Origin of the sequence: Hymenobacter duratus (assembly GCF_014698995.1) — a bacterium.
Classification (GTDB): domain Bacteria; phylum Bacteroidota; class Bacteroidia; order Cytophagales; family Hymenobacteraceae; genus Hymenobacter; species Hymenobacter duratus.
Genome location: NZ_JACWZZ010000001.1, coordinates 626,345 through 640,253, shown reverse-complemented (window position 1 = coordinate 640,253; position 13,909 = coordinate 626,345). Strand labels below are relative to the sequence as shown.

Below are 13,909 nucleotides of genomic sequence, written 5' to 3'. Positions count from 1 at the left end.
CACCTGACTGGTAGCAATAGCACTGACTTGGGCAGCTCGCATGGTAGCGCTTGCCACGCCTCAGCAATCTTTCCGGGGGTGCTGTTTCTTCATCGATAACCTCGAGACGTCAGCGGAACAAGACTGTGATATACTCCTGAAAACAGGCCGCTCTGCCGCAGTTCAGCACACCCCGCCCCGATTCTTTTCTGCTTCTGCTATGAACAACTTCGCAACTCTTCTGGTCCTCACAGAAATAGCTCTGCTTGCTTCCTGCGGGCAGCTTGATGAGGCCCGCAGTACCTACACAGCCGTTGCTACAAGCGCCCGGGCTGCGAAGAATATGGGAGCCGCACTGGAGGCCGCCGAGAAGAAGCGGGCAGTACGGACCGAGCGGGGCGACACAGTCTCCCTCAATTACAAGGACCTACAGCGCTATCTGCCAGGAAGCATTGCTGGTTTTATGCCGGTAGGTGACCCCAAGGGCGAATCCGTGAACATGAGCGGTATCAGCTATTCCAGCTGCGAACAGACGTACAGGAAAGGCGACCAGCACCTGAAGGTGCAGCTTATAGACTACAATGGGGCAAATGCCCTTTACGCCGGCGCCACGGCCATGATGTCAGCAGGCTTTTCGCAGGAGAATGATGAAGAACTCATGCGCGGCTGCGACCTGGGCATAGCCAATGTGAAGGGCTGGGAAACGCTGCAGAAGAAAGAGCACAAGGCCAGCGTAGCCTTGGGAGTCGGCGACAGATTCTTTGTAGCGGTGGAATCGGATGGGCAGAATAATACTGATTTCGTGAAGCAAGTAGCCCGCGACATCGACCTGAACGCGCTGGCCAAACTATAGCACGGCAGGCGCTCAAAAGCCGCCTTCCTCACTGGTACCATACAGAATCCAGCATTATGCGCCGTACTTGTCCTCCACTGAGCAAACGTCCCGCTTCCTGCCACTGCCATATGCCGGCGCCGGTCTGCTACCTCTCGCTGTGCAGCAACACCTCGGCTGGCTCCTCCGCAACAGCGGCCCCGGAATCCTCAATGGCACTGCCGGGGCCCGGCTGGGACCCAAGCAAGCGCCAACTATCCTGACACCACACCTATTTGTGCTGCCAGCCTGTGCAGCACGTACCGCAACTCAGTTCTTCTTTAGCAGCATCGAGGGCGAACGGTGGCCTCGAAACCGCTGAAGATGCGAAAAGCCCCGGAGCGATGCGCCGGGGCTTTTTTTCTTTCTTATTGCATAGAAGTTTCTGTGCCTTTAAAAAGGCAGGAAGCGCTTCTTCTTTTTATGATTGAGCGGCTTGCCTTTGGGGTCGATACCAGGAGCAGCACGTCCTTCCCCCTTCTTCATCATGGCGTTACGGGTATGCTTGCCCGCTTTAAATTTGCGCACCGTAAAGCCCCCAGAACCTTTCTCATACTGCCGCGCCGGCCCCGAAGCCCGTCCGAAGCTGGTATTGGCCGACCCGCCTGCGCGCGCCTCCAGCAGCTCGATCTGCTGGTCGCGCTTGGCATCCTCGGGGTTCATGTTCATGCGCCGCTGCATGTTGGCAATATCGGCGGAGGAAGCCTTGCGCTTGCTTTTGCGCAGGCCCTGCTCGTTGGCCTGCCGCACCTGGTCTTCAGATGTAGAACGAGGAGCCTGAGCGTGAGCGGGCTGGCTAAGCAGGCCGGCGGAGGCCAACAAAGTGGTTGCAATCAGTTTTTTCATGCGCGGAAGCGGGTGGAAAAGCATTGAGTACCGACCAGGGAAGGCAAAGGGGGTGGCTTCGGGCCTATGGCGCGGCAACGGGTGGGTCCCCAAGTTAGTTCAAAATCTTTAAAACTTGTAAGTCAGTCCAATACCCAGCGTTTCCTTGAATTGTATGCGTCTGCCGCGGGCAGTGGGGTCTCCGTTCTGCTCGTCCACGTTCAGCGGCACCAAAATGTCGTCGTCGTACACGAGGGTAGTAGCCACACTGGCACTAAAGAACTTATTGACCTTGAAATCCAGCAGGTTTTCCCAGTTCACATCCACGTTCTGTGGATTGTGGGCGTAGTTGCTGAACAACTCCAGTCGGGTCTGGTAGGTAATGTTAGGCAGCAGCGGCCGGCGGTAGCGGGCATTGATGTAAGCGCCTAACTCCTCACGCAGCCTTTCGCCGGTACCAGCTACAGCCCGGCCGTCGGAGCCAAGACGGGCAGCTCGCACGCCAAAAGCACCGGCATCGGCCAGCGCCTGATCGGCGACTACTGTGAACTTACCTGTTACGGGAGAAAGAAACAGTGAAAAGTCATCATTGGGCTTGTACTCAAAGCCCAGAGAAGCCAAGATGTAGGCGGGCGCAAAGAACTTCGACAGCAGTGAATCCGTCCTGACGATGTCGTTGGTAGGGGTCAGTTGGGTTTTGAGGTTTAGCTGGCCGGCATAAGACCATTTGGGAGCAAAATTGCGGGCATAGCGGGCATTCAATTCCAGGCGGTCATCGTTCTTGCGCACTCTCGATTTGCCGGCTTTCAGCAGGCCATAAATCAGGTTGCCGGCCAGGTCCACGGAGTGCTTGTCTTCGCGGTAGTGCGCATAGATATTGCCCAGCCCCAGCAACGACAAAGAGCTTTGTCCGCCTGGCGCCCAGTTGCTTAGGCTTACCTGGCTGAAATTGAGCGTACCGGCTCCGCCTCGCCGCCACCCTTGGGCCGTGTCAACTTCAGCAGATATCTTGTAAGCGGCTTGCGGAGCAGGCACCCGGTTCGGAATCGGGTCCTGACCGTAAGCCAACGCCACAGGCAACCATGCACACAAGGCAGCCAACAGGAAACGTTGGCCGAAGAAGGAGGAAACAGTTTTCATAGCGTAGGCTGAGAAAGTGAATGAGAGCCAAAAAGCCGGCCTCTGCCCCGCTAGTCAGCAGAGAAAAGGCCGGCTTTATAAGCGGCAATCGAAACTGGTGTATTAGCTGCGGGTGCGCAGTGCATCCCGGATTTCCATGAGCAGCACCTGGTCTTTAGTTGGGCCCGGATCAGCAACAATTACTTCCTGCGGCTTCTTAAAGCGGTTTGCCAGCTTCACAATCCAGAAGATGGCAAACGCCATCAGTATGAAAGCAATGACAGCGTTCAGAAACAGTCCGTAGTTGACGGTGGCAGCCCCAGCTTTCTTCGCTTCCTCCAGCGTTTTGTAGGTCGAGCCATCGAGCGCAAGGAACCAATCTTTGAAATCCATTCCGCCGGTGAGCAGGCTCAGCACAGGCATCAGAATATCATCGGTCAATGATTTGACGATGTTTCCAAAAGCCCCACCGATGATAACACCTACGGCCAGATCCAGCACGTTCCCTTTGGAAATGAACTCCTTAAACTCAGAAACGAATCCCATATACGTGAAGGGTTTTGGTGGAAGAGAGAATAGAACTCGGGCAATATAATATCTTTTTAATTCCTTCTACAGTCCGGGTTAGTTCAGTAGTATCAAAATAGTAAGAGCATTTTCTGCCCTTTTTTTACCTGCCCTCCCTGGCTCCATAGCCGGTAGGGCCGCGGGCATGAGGGCTGGCGTTTTGCGCTATCTTTGCTCATCCGCTGATCTATTTCTTCCTTCTGCATGGCCACTTTCGACAATCTGCTGTATGACCTTGATGCTGCATCCGGCATCCTGACCATCACGCTGAACCGCCCTTCCAAGCTGAATGCACTGAATGCTGCCACGATTAAGGAAATCGGCATGGCAATGCAGTTGGCCCTCGATGATACCGCCGTGCGCGGCATTATTCTGACCGGGAGCGGAGAAAAGGCGTTTGTGGCCGGAGCAGATATTGCCGAACTAGCGGCTGTTGAGAGTGAGTCGTTGGCGCGCCGAGCGTCAGAATCAGGCCAGGAAGTATTCTGCGCTATTGAGGAAAGCCCGAAACCGGTTATTGCTGCCGTTAATGGCTTTGCATTGGGCGGAGGCTGCGAGTTGGCTATGGCTTGCCATATGCGTATTGCTGCTGATACGGCCCGTTTTGGCCAGCCGGAAGTGAACCTGGGCCTGATTCCGGGCTATGGCGGTACGCAGCGCCTTACGCAGCTGGTGGGCAAAGGAAAAGCACTGGAATTGATGCTGACCGCCGACATGATAAAAGCTGATGAAGCCCTGCGTCTTGGTTTGGCGAACCATGTGGTGCCGGCCGCTGAGCTGATGGACTTTACCCGGGCTTTGCTGGGCCGCATTCTAAGCAAAGCGCCTCTGGCCGTTGGGCTGGTCATCGACAGCGTGAATGCCTATTATGCAGATGAGCGCCACGGCTACCAAGTAGAAGCCAATGCCTTCGGGCAGTGTTTTGCCTCCGATGACTTCAAAGAAGGCACTCAGGCGTTTCTGGAAAAGCGCCCGGCGGCATTTACCGGCAACTAGTAGAGAACGAAGCAACAACGCCCATGCAGCGGTTTGGCAAAGCCCTTTTTTGGGTTAGAACAGGCTCTTTGCTTTGGCGAGATACTCCGGTTGTGCCGCTGCACAATCGTCATCAGTACCATATTAAATGAGCGTAGCGAAGAAGCTTGCCTCGCAGACCGCCGTGTACGGTATCAGCAGTATTGTGGGCCGGGTGCTCACCTATTTGCTGGTACCCGTGTACACGGCCCGCTTTGCGGCAGCCGAATACGGCATTGTGACCGGACTCTACGCCTACGTATCTTTCCTGAACGTGGTATTCACGTACGGTCTGGAAACGACGTTTTTCCGCTTCGCCAACCGGGCTGGTGCCGACCGGCAACTTCTCTATGACAGAGTGCTTAGCCTGTTATTGGTTAGCAGCGTGGTGCTTGCTGGGCTGCTGGCGTGGCAAGCTGGCCCATTGCTGCAGCTGCTGGGGTTGCCGCCCGGCCACGAGCGGTATGCCGTGTGGCTGGCCCTGATTTTGGGCCTCGATGCGGTGGCGGCTATTCCGTTTGCCCGCCTTCGGTTGGAAAACAAGGCCCGCAAGTTTGCCGCCATTCGCATGGCCAATATTCTGCTGAACGTAGGGCTGAACCTGTTTTTTATTGTAGTGTGCCCCGATGTGCTGGCTGGCAAATACCTGACTGGCTTGCAGCCGCTGGTAACACGCCTCTACGACCCCACCATCGGCGTTGGCTACGTGTTCTTGGCCAACCTGGCAGCTAGCGCCTTCACACTGCTGCTGCTAGGCCGCGAATTGGCCGCTTTCCGGTTCCGTCTGAGCCTGGAACCATTGCGCCCATTGCTCACCTACGCCTACCCTATCATGCTGATGGGCCTCGCTGGCATGGTCAACGAGACACTGGACCGGATTCTGCTGCCGACCTGGCTGCCGGAAGGCTTCTATCCCGGCAAGAGCAGCCTGACGGCCGTAGGCATTTATGGAGCTTGCTACAAGCTTAGCATCTTTATGAGCCTCGTGATTCAGGCGTTCCGCTACGCCGCCGAGCCGTTCTTCTTTGCCCAAAGCACCGAGAAAAATTCGCCAGCCACTTTCGCGCAGGTACTGAAGTGGTTCACATTGTGCTGTGCCCTGATTTTTGTGTTCATCAGCGTGAATCTGGAGGTATTTGCGGAGCTGTTTCTTAAGCGTGCCGAATACCGCGAGGGTATAGCAGTCGTACCAGTGCTGTTGCTGGCCAATCTGTTTCTGGGGGTGTATTGGAACCTGTCCGTATGGTTCAAGCTCACAGACAAGACCTACTACGGCACCTACATAGGGGCCGCCGGCGCAGTGCTGACCATTGCACTGAACTTTCTGCTGATTCCGGTGCTGGGCTACATGGGTTCGGCCCTGGCTACGCTGGCCTGCTACTTTATGATGGCAGCCATCTGCTGGTGGCTGGGCGAACGGCATTTTCCCGTGCCGTACCCGGTAGCGAGGCTGCTGGGCTGGCTGCTGGTGGCCACTGGTGTAGTGGCCCTGGGCTGGCTGGTTTCGGTGGAAAGCTACTGGCTCCGACAGGCGTGGCACGGGCTGCTATGCGCCGGGTTCCTGGGGCTGATGGTGGCCGTCGAGAAGCCGCAGCGTGTGCTAGCCCGGCGCTAGCCGCGGGTGCTGTCATCCTCTGCACAACCAATTACCTCGCGTGAGTCTGTCTGAATTGACTGGGCAATCAAAACGAGTAATCAAAAACTACCTTTGTCTTATGCAGATTCCCGTTATCAACCGTTCCCACCATCCGCTGCCCGAGTACCAGACAGCCCATGCCGCCGGCCTTGATGTACGTGCCAACCTGGAGGCGCCTATTACGTTGAAGCCCCTGCAGCGCGCCCTGGTTCCAACTGGTCTGTTTATGGAAATTCCGGTGGGCTATGAGGTGCAGGTGCGGCCTCGCAGCGGCCTTGCCTACAAGCACGGAATCGGTATCGTGAACAGTCCGGGTACCATTGATGCTGACTATCGTGGCGAACTGAAGGTGCTGCTGGTAAACCTTTCCGACACGGAGTTCGTGATACAGGATGGCGAGCGTATTGCCCAGTTGGTTGTGGCCCGGCACGAAGTCGTTTCGTGGCAGCCGGCCGAGATGCTGAGCGAAACGCAACGCGGCGCGGGCGGCTACGGCAGCACAGGCGTGCAGTAGCCATATTGAGTCGAGAAGGGAGAAGCTGACATGCTGTTAGCGGCTCTGCTACAGAAGATTCAATAGATATTTTTACAATTCACCATCCAAACTCCTCATAACCAACTTACCAGATGAGAATCATTGTCCCGATGGCAGGCATGGGCAAGCGTATGCGCCCGCACACCCTCACTGTTCCGAAACCACTCATTCCCATTGCTGGCAAACCCATTGTGCAGCGTCTGGTGGAGGATATCGCCAAAGTATGCGGCGAGCCGGTGCAGGAAGTAGCATTCATCATTGGCCGCTTTGGAGCAGAGGTGGAGAAAAGCCTTGTGAAGATTGCAGAGTCAGTAGGCGCCAAGGGCACGATTCATTACCAGGACGAGCCGCTGGGCACGGCACACGCTATTCTATGTGCTCAAAGCGCCCTGACTGGCCCCGTGGTAGTAGCCTTCGCCGACACGCTCTTCAAGGCAGATTTTACACTTGATTCCAGCGTGCCCGGCACCATCTGGGTGCAGAAAGTAGACGACCCGAAACCCTTTGGCGTGGTCAAGCTGAATGAGCAGGGCCAGATTACAGACTTCGTCGAAAAGCCTCAGGAGTTTGTATCAGACCTAGCCATTATCGGCATCTACTATTTCCAGGACGGCGAGTATCTGCGCAGCGAACTGCAGTACCTGCTCGACAACAACATCATGGACAAAGGCGAGTACCAGCTCACCAATGCCCTCGAAAACATGAAAAACAAGGGCACTACGTTCGTGCCCGGCCGCGTTACGGAATGGCTTGACTGCGGCAACAAAGACGCTACCGTTTTCACCAACCAACGCTACCTGGAGTACCTGCAGGAGCGTGGTGAAAACCTGGTAGCTGACTCAGCCAAGGTGACCAACTCCGTTCTGATTCCGCCAGTGTATGTGGGCGAAGGCGTAATTATCACGGATTCGGTAGTAGGCCCACACGTTTCGCTGGGCAACCAAACCAACGTGCGTGGGTCTGTTATTACGAATTCCATCGTGCAGCAATCGGCCACGGTGCTTCACGCCAATGTCACCAATTCCATGATTGGCAACTTTGCCACCGTGGCCAGCACCCCTGACGACCTGAGCTTGGGCGACTACAATACGCTGCGCGTATGATAATTTAGTAGCCGCTTACGTTACGCAGAAGCGCGGGGCCATTCCGCCGTTTTGGGTATCTTGACCTTCTTCCGTTTCTTCTGACTGGCGGATCTGCTCCGCGCTCCTGTCTTCATGCGTCGCGTTTTTCCTTCCCTATTCCTCCTGCTGGCTTTGCTGTACCTGCCCGAACCGGGAAGGGCACAGCAAAGCCAGTCTGGTACTACGGCCACTCCGAAGGCAGAGGCCAAGCCCCGCAAGCTGAGCCGCAAAGAGCGCAAGGAACTGGCCCGTCGGGCCGAGTTGGATGCCGTCAGCAGCCAGCGCCAGCTCACTGAAAAGGACCGTGAGGCCAGTGAAGCCTTCTTCGTGGAGGGAGTGAAGTATGTGATTCTGGAGGACTACAACAAGGCGCTGGAGCGGCTGCTGAAGGCGTATGCCCTCAATCCTGGTAATGCGGCCATTAGCTACAAGATTGCCGAAACCAACCTGCTTAGCGGCAACCTGAAAGACGCCAGCAACTTCGCGCAATCGGCTGTCAAGCTCGACCCCAAAAACGCCTACTATTACCTGCTGCTGGCCCAGACCTACGCTTCGCAGAAGCAATACGACCAGGCTGCCAAAGTATATACCCAGCTGATTCAGGATGTGCCGGACTCCGGCTACTACCTTTTTAATCTGGCAGATCTGTATCTGGCCCAGGGCAAGCTGAACGAGGCGCTGGCCACACTGGAACGCGCTGAGAAGCAGTTTGGCCCGCTGGATGAGGTGTCGTTCAAGAAACAGCAGATTTACCTCAAACAGAACAACCTCGACAAGGCGCTGCTGGAAGGCGAAGCCTTGATCAAGGCCAACCCCGACGAAATACGCTACGTGCTGGCGCAGGCCGAAATGTATGCTGCCAACAACCGCCTGCCTGATGCTGTGCGGGTAGCCGAACAGGCCCTCCGCCAAGACCCCGAGAGTCCACAGGCCCGCATGATTCTGGCCGATGTGTACCGGCAGCAGGGCAACGCCGCTGAGTCGGAGAAGCAGATTAAGCTGGCCTTCGAAAGCCCGGGCCTTGATATTGATGACAAGGTGCGTGTGCTGGTGGATTTCATTAAGCAGCTGCCCAATCCCAAGATTGAGAAAACAGCCCTAGACCTAGCCGCCATTACAGTGCGGGTACACCCGAAAGAAGCCAAAGCCTACTCCGTGGCCGGCGACATTCAAACCCTCACCAACCATAAAGAGGACGCCCGCAACACCTACTTGCAGGCCATTAAGCTTGATAATTCCCGTTACCAGATCTGGCAGCAGGTAGTATTGATTGACGCGGAGCTGAACCAGACTGATTCGCTGCTGCGACACACGGACCGCGCGCTGGAGCTGTTTCCGAACCAGGCACCGCTTTGGTTTTATAATGGGGTAGCCTACGTGCTGAACAAGCAGCCCGCTAAAGGCGTGAAAGCGCTGGAATATGGCCGCAAGCTGGCCACCGACAACCCCGAGCTGCTAGCCCAGTTTGACACCCAGCTTGGTGATGCCTACCATGAGTTAAAGGAGTATGCCAAGTCGGATGCGGCCTATGAGGCAGCGCTGACATTTGATGCCAACAACGCACAGGCTCTCAACAACTACAGCTACTTCCTATCGGTGCGGGGCGAAAAGCTGGACCGCGCCAAGGAAATGTCGGGCAAGCTGGTGAAGCAGTTCCCTGATAACGACACATATCTGGACACCTACGCTTGGGTGCTGTATAAGCAGAAGGACTATGCTGGCGCCAAGCAGTATCTGGAAAAGGCACTACTTACCAGCAAAGATGCCACGGTAATTGAGCACTACGGCGACGTGTTGTTCCAACTTGGCGACAAGGATAAAGCCCACACCGAATGGCTACGGGCGAAAAAGATAGGCGGTGCATCGAGCCTGATTGACCGCAAAATCAAAGACAAGAAACTATATGAGTAAACACATTGCGCTGAGCCTGCTTCTGGCCATCATCCTGCTGGGCAGCTGCACCCGGAAAGCGGTTCCTACCAAATCGGGGGCGGCCACCAAGCGGCCTGTACCGGAAGCCGTGCGCGCTACCAATGTGGAGTTCCGCTTCCTATCGGCGAAAGGCAAAGCGCAGTTCGATTACCAAGGCAACCAGCAGGCAGCCAACATCAATGTTCGTATCCGCAAAGACAGTGTCATCTGGATTTCGGCTTCACTAATTGGCTTAGAGGGCGTACGCGCTTATATCACCCGCGACTCAGTGCAGGTGCTAGATAAGCTGCACCGCGAATATTACGCCGGTGACTATGCCTACCTGAGCAAACGCCTGAATGTGCCCGTCAACTTCGACATGCTACAGGCCCTGCTTCTTGGCAACTACCTCCCTCCTCTCGACCCAGCCACCGAACCCAAAGTGGCCACGGAAAACTCGATGCAGCGGGTCAATTATGAGCAGGTAGGCCTGCTTGTGCAGCAGCTCATCGAGTTGGGAAAGGCACGCGTGCAGCAGCTTACAGTAGAAGATCCGGCTACTCAGAACAAGGTAACCGTGGACTACACCGATTTCCGGGTGTTGGAACGGGCGCCGCAGTCTTTCGCCTACAATACGCTTTTGCAGATTCAGCAGGGCCAGAACAAACCCACCACTGCTACGCTCAGCTACCGTACCGTTGATGTAGACAAGGAGCGCCTGCAATTTCCGTTCTCCATTCCAAAAGGCTATGCCCGGAAGAAGTAAGCGCTGGCTGGCAATTGTCTTGCTGTGCAGCCAGCTGGGAGCGCTCAGCCTGAATAGTGTCTTGCTGGCACAGCGCGCACAAACAGCCAAGCGTACCACGACGACCAAAAAGACGAAGGCCCAGCTGGAGCGGGAACGGCAGGCTACTCTGCGCCGCATCCGGGAAACCAGCCGTATTCTGGAGCAAACTCAACGCCAGAAAGAGGCCTCTTTGGGCCAGCTGAATGCGCTGAAAGAAAAGCTGACCGTACAGCAGGGCGTCATCCGCAATATTTCCTCGGAGCTGTACTACATCAAAACCGATGTACAGCAAACCGAGACGCAGGTCCAGAAAACCAAACAGAACCTGGAGCAGCTGAAGGCGGAGTATGGCCGGCTTATCTATGCCGGCTCCAAAACGGCCAACAGCTACAACCGCATCATGTTTCTGTTTGCGGCGGAGTCCTTCAACCAATTTATGTTGCGCCTGCGCTACATCCGGCAATACTCGGAAGTGCGCCAGGCCCAAGCTGCACAAATTGCAGGCACCCAACAGCGCCTGAGCCAGCAGCTCAACGGCCTGAAAGTGAAACAGGAGCAGCAAGGCCAGCTCCTGAACACGCAGGTAGCCGAGAAGAACAACCTAGTAACGCTCAAAACCCAGCAGGACCAAGTAGTAACCAAGCTCAGCAAACAGGAACAGGGGCTTCGGCAGGAACTAGCCGACCGCCAGCGCGCCATAAGCCGGCTCGACAACCTGATTGCGGACCGGGTGCGGGAAGAAATTGCCCGTGCCGCCCGGGTGGCTGCGGCCAAAGCCGCCGCTCGTGCCGCTGCCCGCGAACGGGCCGAACGGGCAATTTCTTCCACACCCGGCCGCACTTCCACGGAGGCGCCGGCGCGCACATACTCCGAGCCGTCGGAGCCCGCTGAACCCGTCCGGACTGACCGGGTGACGCTGACCCCGGAAACAGCCGTGCTTTCGTCATCCTTCGCCGATAACCGGGGCCGCCTGCTCTGGCCGGTTGCCAAAGGCTTTATCTCCCAGCGCTTTGGCCGCCACAATCATCCGGTGCTCAAGAACGTGGTAGTAGAAAACCGCGGCATCGATATTCAGACTGGTTCCGGCGAGGCAGTGCGGTCCATTTTCGACGGCAAAGTGCTGACCGTAGCCAGCGTGCCGGGCATGAACAACATCGTGATGATTCAGCACGGCGAATATTTCACGGTGTACGCCAAGCTGCGGAGTGTGAGCGTGAGCGAAGGCCAGACCGTAAAAATGCGCCAGCAGATCGGCACGGTATATACCTCTTCCGAAGGCACTTCCGAGGTGCAGTTTCAGGTGTGGCGCAACAGCTCCAACCTCAACCCTGAAAACTGGCTGGGGCGCCACTAGCGTGCTGCCGGCGCATAAAAAAACACCGCACACGGTACGGTGTCTTTCTGAGCTATGAAAACAAACTTAGCTATCAGGATTCCCTGCTTACCGAACCAGACGAAGCTGGCCCACAGCAAGGCAGGAGCCCACCGATAACATGCCGAAATATAGGGAGTTGCCTGGCCACCCCGCGTGAAAATTCGGTGAAAGCCGGATTTTTCACGCTGAACGGCCGGCTTTTCTCATTCCAGTTCCGCAACCGGCATTAAATCAGGTTCAGGCGGCTCAGCAGAATGGCTTTGTAGGAATTGCCGATAGGAATGAGAGTGGGGGCCTGACGGTCTTGCGGCCGGCCTACGTCCACCTGCACCGAGTCGCCTTCGATAGCCATAATCCGATCCAGACAGACGATATACTTTCGGTGAATGCGGGCAAATTCGCGGACCGGCAGCTTCGTTTCCAGCTCTTTCATGGTGCTGTACACTGTATACCGTTCCCGCGAGGTATAGATGTTTACGTAGTCGCCCAAGGCTTCTACGTACCGAATGTCTTCGGTATGCACGCGAATCAGGCGGTGCTCCTGCTTCACGAATATTTCGTTGCGGCTGCCCATAAACATGGATTGCGCCGCGTCGTTGGCCAGCCGGATCAGTCCGTCCAGTTTCTGGCTTTCCTGCTCCAGTTGCAAACGGGCGCGGCGTAGCTCCAGATGCGCTACTACCTCCTTCGCCAGAATGCGTAGCGCGTCGCGTTGCTGGGCCGTCAGCTGGCGAGGCTCCGTATCAATAGTGCAAATCGTGCCCAGTGCCTGGCCTTCCGGCGTAATCAGGGGCGCGCCGGCATAGAAGCGTACGTTCGGATCATTTATCACCGTTGGGTAATGCTGAAAAATGGGGTCCTTCCGGGCATCAGGCACTTCGAAGACGTCATCTACCTGCAAGGCATACTGGCAAAACGTGAAATTCCGGTCGGTTTCTTTGATGTCAAACTCTACGTTGCAAGCTTTTATCCATTGCCGTTTATCATCGATAAACGACATCATCGACAGGGGCGTGCCACAGATATAGGCGGCCAGCCGCACTAGGTTGTCGAAGGCAGCCTCAGATGGCGTATCCAGAATTTGATAGTTGCGTAGCGCTTCCAGCCGCTCCGCCTCTTTCGTGTGAAGTGCATGTTTTGGAAAGCCAAGGCTGTTTTCCACTTCCGGTGATACTTTAACTGATGTCGACTTTGGCATAGAGCAGAAGAGGGAAGGAAACCGGAACACTGGATAGCAAGCGCACCGCTCCGGCAGACAAGGAAACAACTAAACGACGAACTTGCTTTTTCACGCGCCCAGCAAAGGCTATACTCTGTTGAATAAGCCTATTTTACCGACGAACATTTGTCTATAAAGATAGGAGTTGAATTCGTTTGGCCCGAGTTGCCGGGCAAGTCTTCACGGGTGCGCCGGGCACTTTTTTTAAAATTATGAGGTACCTTTACCAATCCTATTGTATGTGCGTATGCGTACACTAGGCTTTCAACTCCCAACCGGGCTACACGCCCTCCCCAGTATGTTACTTTCCTCGCTTTTCCTGATCGGCAATTTCGGTACGACCGAGATTCTGCTGATTGTTGTTGCCATTATTTTGTTGTTTGGTGCCAAGCGTATCCCAGAGCTGTTCCGGGGCATGGGCCAGGGCATCCGCGAGTTCAAGGACGCCTCCAAGGAGGAAAAGCCGGAGTTTCGCGACCGTCCGGTTAACCCCAACGACTCCAACCAGCCTCGCGCATAACGCCCCGCATCATGCAAACGCCACTTCTTTTTATTGGCGACATCGGGGGTAGTGAGCTGATCCTCATCCTGGTCGTCATTCTCATCTTCTTTGGGGCCAACAAGATTCCTGAGTTGGCCCGTGGCCTTGGCAAAGGCATCCGGGAGTTCAAAGACGCTTCCCGCGAGATTCGCAGCGAATTTGAAAACGCCGGCCAGCCTCAGCAGCCTTATCAGCAGCAGTTCAACCAGAACTATGTGGCACCGGCCCCCGAGGCGGCGCCCCAGCCCCTGCCCGACGACGCTTACGCGCCTTCTGACGCCGCCCCGGTTTCGCCCGGCACTGCCTATGTTCCGCCGGTAGCGCCTCCGATAGATGGCGGCATCACGCCCCCGGTAACGCCCTCAGCCGAGCGCCCCCGTCTTGACCAAATGTCCTAACTGATTTA

14 protein-coding genes are annotated in these 13,909 nt (G+C 56.0%); 10 read left to right on the top strand and 4 right to left on the bottom strand.

What is annotated here, in order from left to right:
* Positions 1-199 precede the first annotated feature (199 nt).
* Positions 200-832 carry a hypothetical protein gene (locus IC231_RS02665; RefSeq protein WP_190783061.1) on the top strand — a complete coding sequence of 211 codons (633 nt, stop codon included), beginning with the start codon at positions 200-202 and terminating at the stop codon, positions 830-832.
* A 411-nt stretch (positions 833-1,243) separates the two neighbouring features.
* Here the strand turns inward: IC231_RS02665 and IC231_RS02660 are convergent, their stop codons facing one another.
* The 3 genes from IC231_RS02660 to mscL all read right to left on the bottom strand — a co-directional run bounded on the left by IC231_RS02660 (position 1,244) and on the right by mscL (position 3,340).
* Positions 1,244-1,696: a hypothetical protein gene (locus tag IC231_RS02660; RefSeq protein ID WP_190783060.1), complete on the bottom strand. Its 453-nt coding sequence runs from the start codon at positions 1,694-1,696 to the stop codon at positions 1,244-1,246.
* 108 nt (positions 1,697-1,804) lie between these two features.
* Complete coding sequence (locus tag IC231_RS02655) at positions 1,805-2,815, bottom strand: DUF3078 domain-containing protein (protein WP_190783059.1); 1,011 nt, start codon at positions 2,813-2,815, stop codon at positions 1,805-1,807.
* 102 nt (positions 2,816-2,917) lie between these two features.
* Positions 2,918-3,340: a large conductance mechanosensitive channel protein MscL gene (mscL, locus tag IC231_RS02650; RefSeq protein ID WP_185887752.1), complete on the bottom strand. Its 423-nt coding sequence runs from the start codon at positions 3,338-3,340 to the stop codon at positions 2,918-2,920.
* A 225-nt stretch (positions 3,341-3,565) separates the two neighbouring features.
* Between mscL and IC231_RS02645 the strand changes: the two genes are divergently transcribed.
* The 7 genes from IC231_RS02645 to IC231_RS02615 all read left to right on the top strand — a co-directional run bounded on the left by IC231_RS02645 (position 3,566) and on the right by IC231_RS02615 (position 11,722).
* Entirely contained in the window at positions 3,566-4,357 is a 792-nt protein-coding gene (locus tag IC231_RS02645; RefSeq protein ID WP_190783058.1) for an enoyl-CoA hydratase/isomerase family protein, read from the top strand.
* Positions 4,358-4,484: 127 nt separating this feature from the next.
* Complete coding sequence (locus tag IC231_RS02640) at positions 4,485-5,990, top strand: oligosaccharide flippase family protein (protein WP_190783057.1); 1,506 nt, start codon at positions 4,485-4,487, stop codon at positions 5,988-5,990.
* 100 nt (positions 5,991-6,090) lie between these two features.
* A complete protein-coding gene (gene dut, locus IC231_RS02635) occupies positions 6,091-6,525 on the top strand; it encodes a dUTP diphosphatase (RefSeq protein WP_190783056.1) in 435 nt (144 codons plus the stop codon).
* Between the two features lie 113 nt (positions 6,526-6,638).
* Entirely contained in the window at positions 6,639-7,649 is a 1,011-nt protein-coding gene (locus IC231_RS02630) for a sugar phosphate nucleotidyltransferase (RefSeq protein WP_190783055.1), read from the top strand.
* Between the two features lie 114 nt (positions 7,650-7,763).
* Entirely contained in the window at positions 7,764-9,581 is a 1,818-nt protein-coding gene (locus IC231_RS02625) for a tetratricopeptide repeat protein (protein WP_190783054.1), read from the top strand.
* Positions 9,574-10,347: a DUF4292 domain-containing protein gene (locus IC231_RS02620; protein ID WP_190783053.1), complete on the top strand. Its 774-nt coding sequence runs from the start codon at positions 9,574-9,576 to the stop codon at positions 10,345-10,347. Before IC231_RS02625 ends, IC231_RS02620 begins: the two co-directional genes overlap by 8 nt.
* The gene (locus IC231_RS02615; RefSeq protein ID WP_190783052.1) at positions 10,331-11,722 is read left to right on the top strand and encodes a murein hydrolase activator EnvC family protein; all 1,392 of its coding nucleotides are present in this window, start codon (positions 10,331-10,333) and stop codon (positions 11,720-11,722) included. Before IC231_RS02620 ends, IC231_RS02615 begins: the two co-directional genes overlap by 17 nt.
* A gap of 247 nt (positions 11,723-11,969) precedes the next feature.
* Here the strand turns inward: IC231_RS02615 and IC231_RS02610 are convergent, their stop codons facing one another.
* Positions 11,970-12,941: a GAF domain-containing DNA-binding protein gene (locus tag IC231_RS02610; RefSeq protein WP_190783051.1), complete on the bottom strand. Its 972-nt coding sequence runs from the start codon at positions 12,939-12,941 to the stop codon at positions 11,970-11,972.
* A 319-nt stretch (positions 12,942-13,260) separates the two neighbouring features.
* Here IC231_RS02610 and IC231_RS02605 point away from each other — a divergent pair, with 319 nt between their 5' ends.
* Together IC231_RS02605 and IC231_RS20285 are read left to right on the top strand one after the other, a co-directional pair.
* On the top strand, positions 13,261-13,482 hold the full coding sequence (locus IC231_RS02605) for a Sec-independent protein translocase subunit TatA/TatB (protein WP_190783050.1): 222 nt from the start codon (positions 13,261-13,263) through the stop codon (positions 13,480-13,482).
* A gap of 11 nt (positions 13,483-13,493) precedes the next feature.
* Positions 13,494-13,901, top strand: coding sequence for a Sec-independent protein translocase subunit TatA/TatB (locus tag IC231_RS20285; RefSeq protein WP_190783049.1), 408 nt, complete (start codon positions 13,494-13,496; stop codon positions 13,899-13,901).
* Positions 13,902-13,909: the final 8 nt, after the last annotated feature.

Excerpts from the sequence above, each read along its gene's own strand:
- IC231_RS02665 (WP_190783061.1), top strand. The coding sequence starts at position 200 with ATGAACAACTTCGCAACTCTTCTGGTCCTCACAGAAATAGCTCTGCTT.
- IC231_RS02660 (WP_190783060.1), bottom strand. The coding sequence starts at position 1,696 with ATGAAAAAACTGATTGCAACCACTTTGTTGGCCTCCGCCGGCCTGCTT.
- IC231_RS02655 (WP_190783059.1), bottom strand. The coding sequence starts at position 2,815 with ATGAAAACTGTTTCCTCCTTCTTCGGCCAACGTTTCCTGTTGGCTGCC.
- mscL (WP_185887752.1), bottom strand. The coding sequence starts at position 3,340 with ATGGGATTCGTTTCTGAGTTTAAGGAGTTCATTTCCAAAGGGAACGTG.
- IC231_RS02645 (WP_190783058.1), top strand. The coding sequence starts at position 3,566 with ATGGCCACTTTCGACAATCTGCTGTATGACCTTGATGCTGCATCCGGC.
- IC231_RS02640 (WP_190783057.1), top strand. The coding sequence starts at position 4,485 with ATGAGCGTAGCGAAGAAGCTTGCCTCGCAGACCGCCGTGTACGGTATC.
- dut (WP_190783056.1), top strand. The coding sequence starts at position 6,091 with ATGCAGATTCCCGTTATCAACCGTTCCCACCATCCGCTGCCCGAGTAC.
- IC231_RS02630 (WP_190783055.1), top strand. The coding sequence starts at position 6,639 with ATGAGAATCATTGTCCCGATGGCAGGCATGGGCAAGCGTATGCGCCCG.
- IC231_RS02625 (WP_190783054.1), top strand. The coding sequence starts at position 7,764 with ATGCGTCGCGTTTTTCCTTCCCTATTCCTCCTGCTGGCTTTGCTGTAC.
- IC231_RS02620 (WP_190783053.1), top strand. The coding sequence starts at position 9,574 with ATGAGTAAACACATTGCGCTGAGCCTGCTTCTGGCCATCATCCTGCTG.
- IC231_RS02615 (WP_190783052.1), top strand. The coding sequence starts at position 10,331 with ATGCCCGGAAGAAGTAAGCGCTGGCTGGCAATTGTCTTGCTGTGCAGC.
- IC231_RS02610 (WP_190783051.1), bottom strand. The coding sequence starts at position 12,941 with ATGCCAAAGTCGACATCAGTTAAAGTATCACCGGAAGTGGAAAACAGC.
- IC231_RS02605 (WP_190783050.1), top strand. The coding sequence starts at position 13,261 with ATGTTACTTTCCTCGCTTTTCCTGATCGGCAATTTCGGTACGACCGAG.
- IC231_RS20285 (WP_190783049.1), top strand. The coding sequence starts at position 13,494 with ATGCAAACGCCACTTCTTTTTATTGGCGACATCGGGGGTAGTGAGCTG.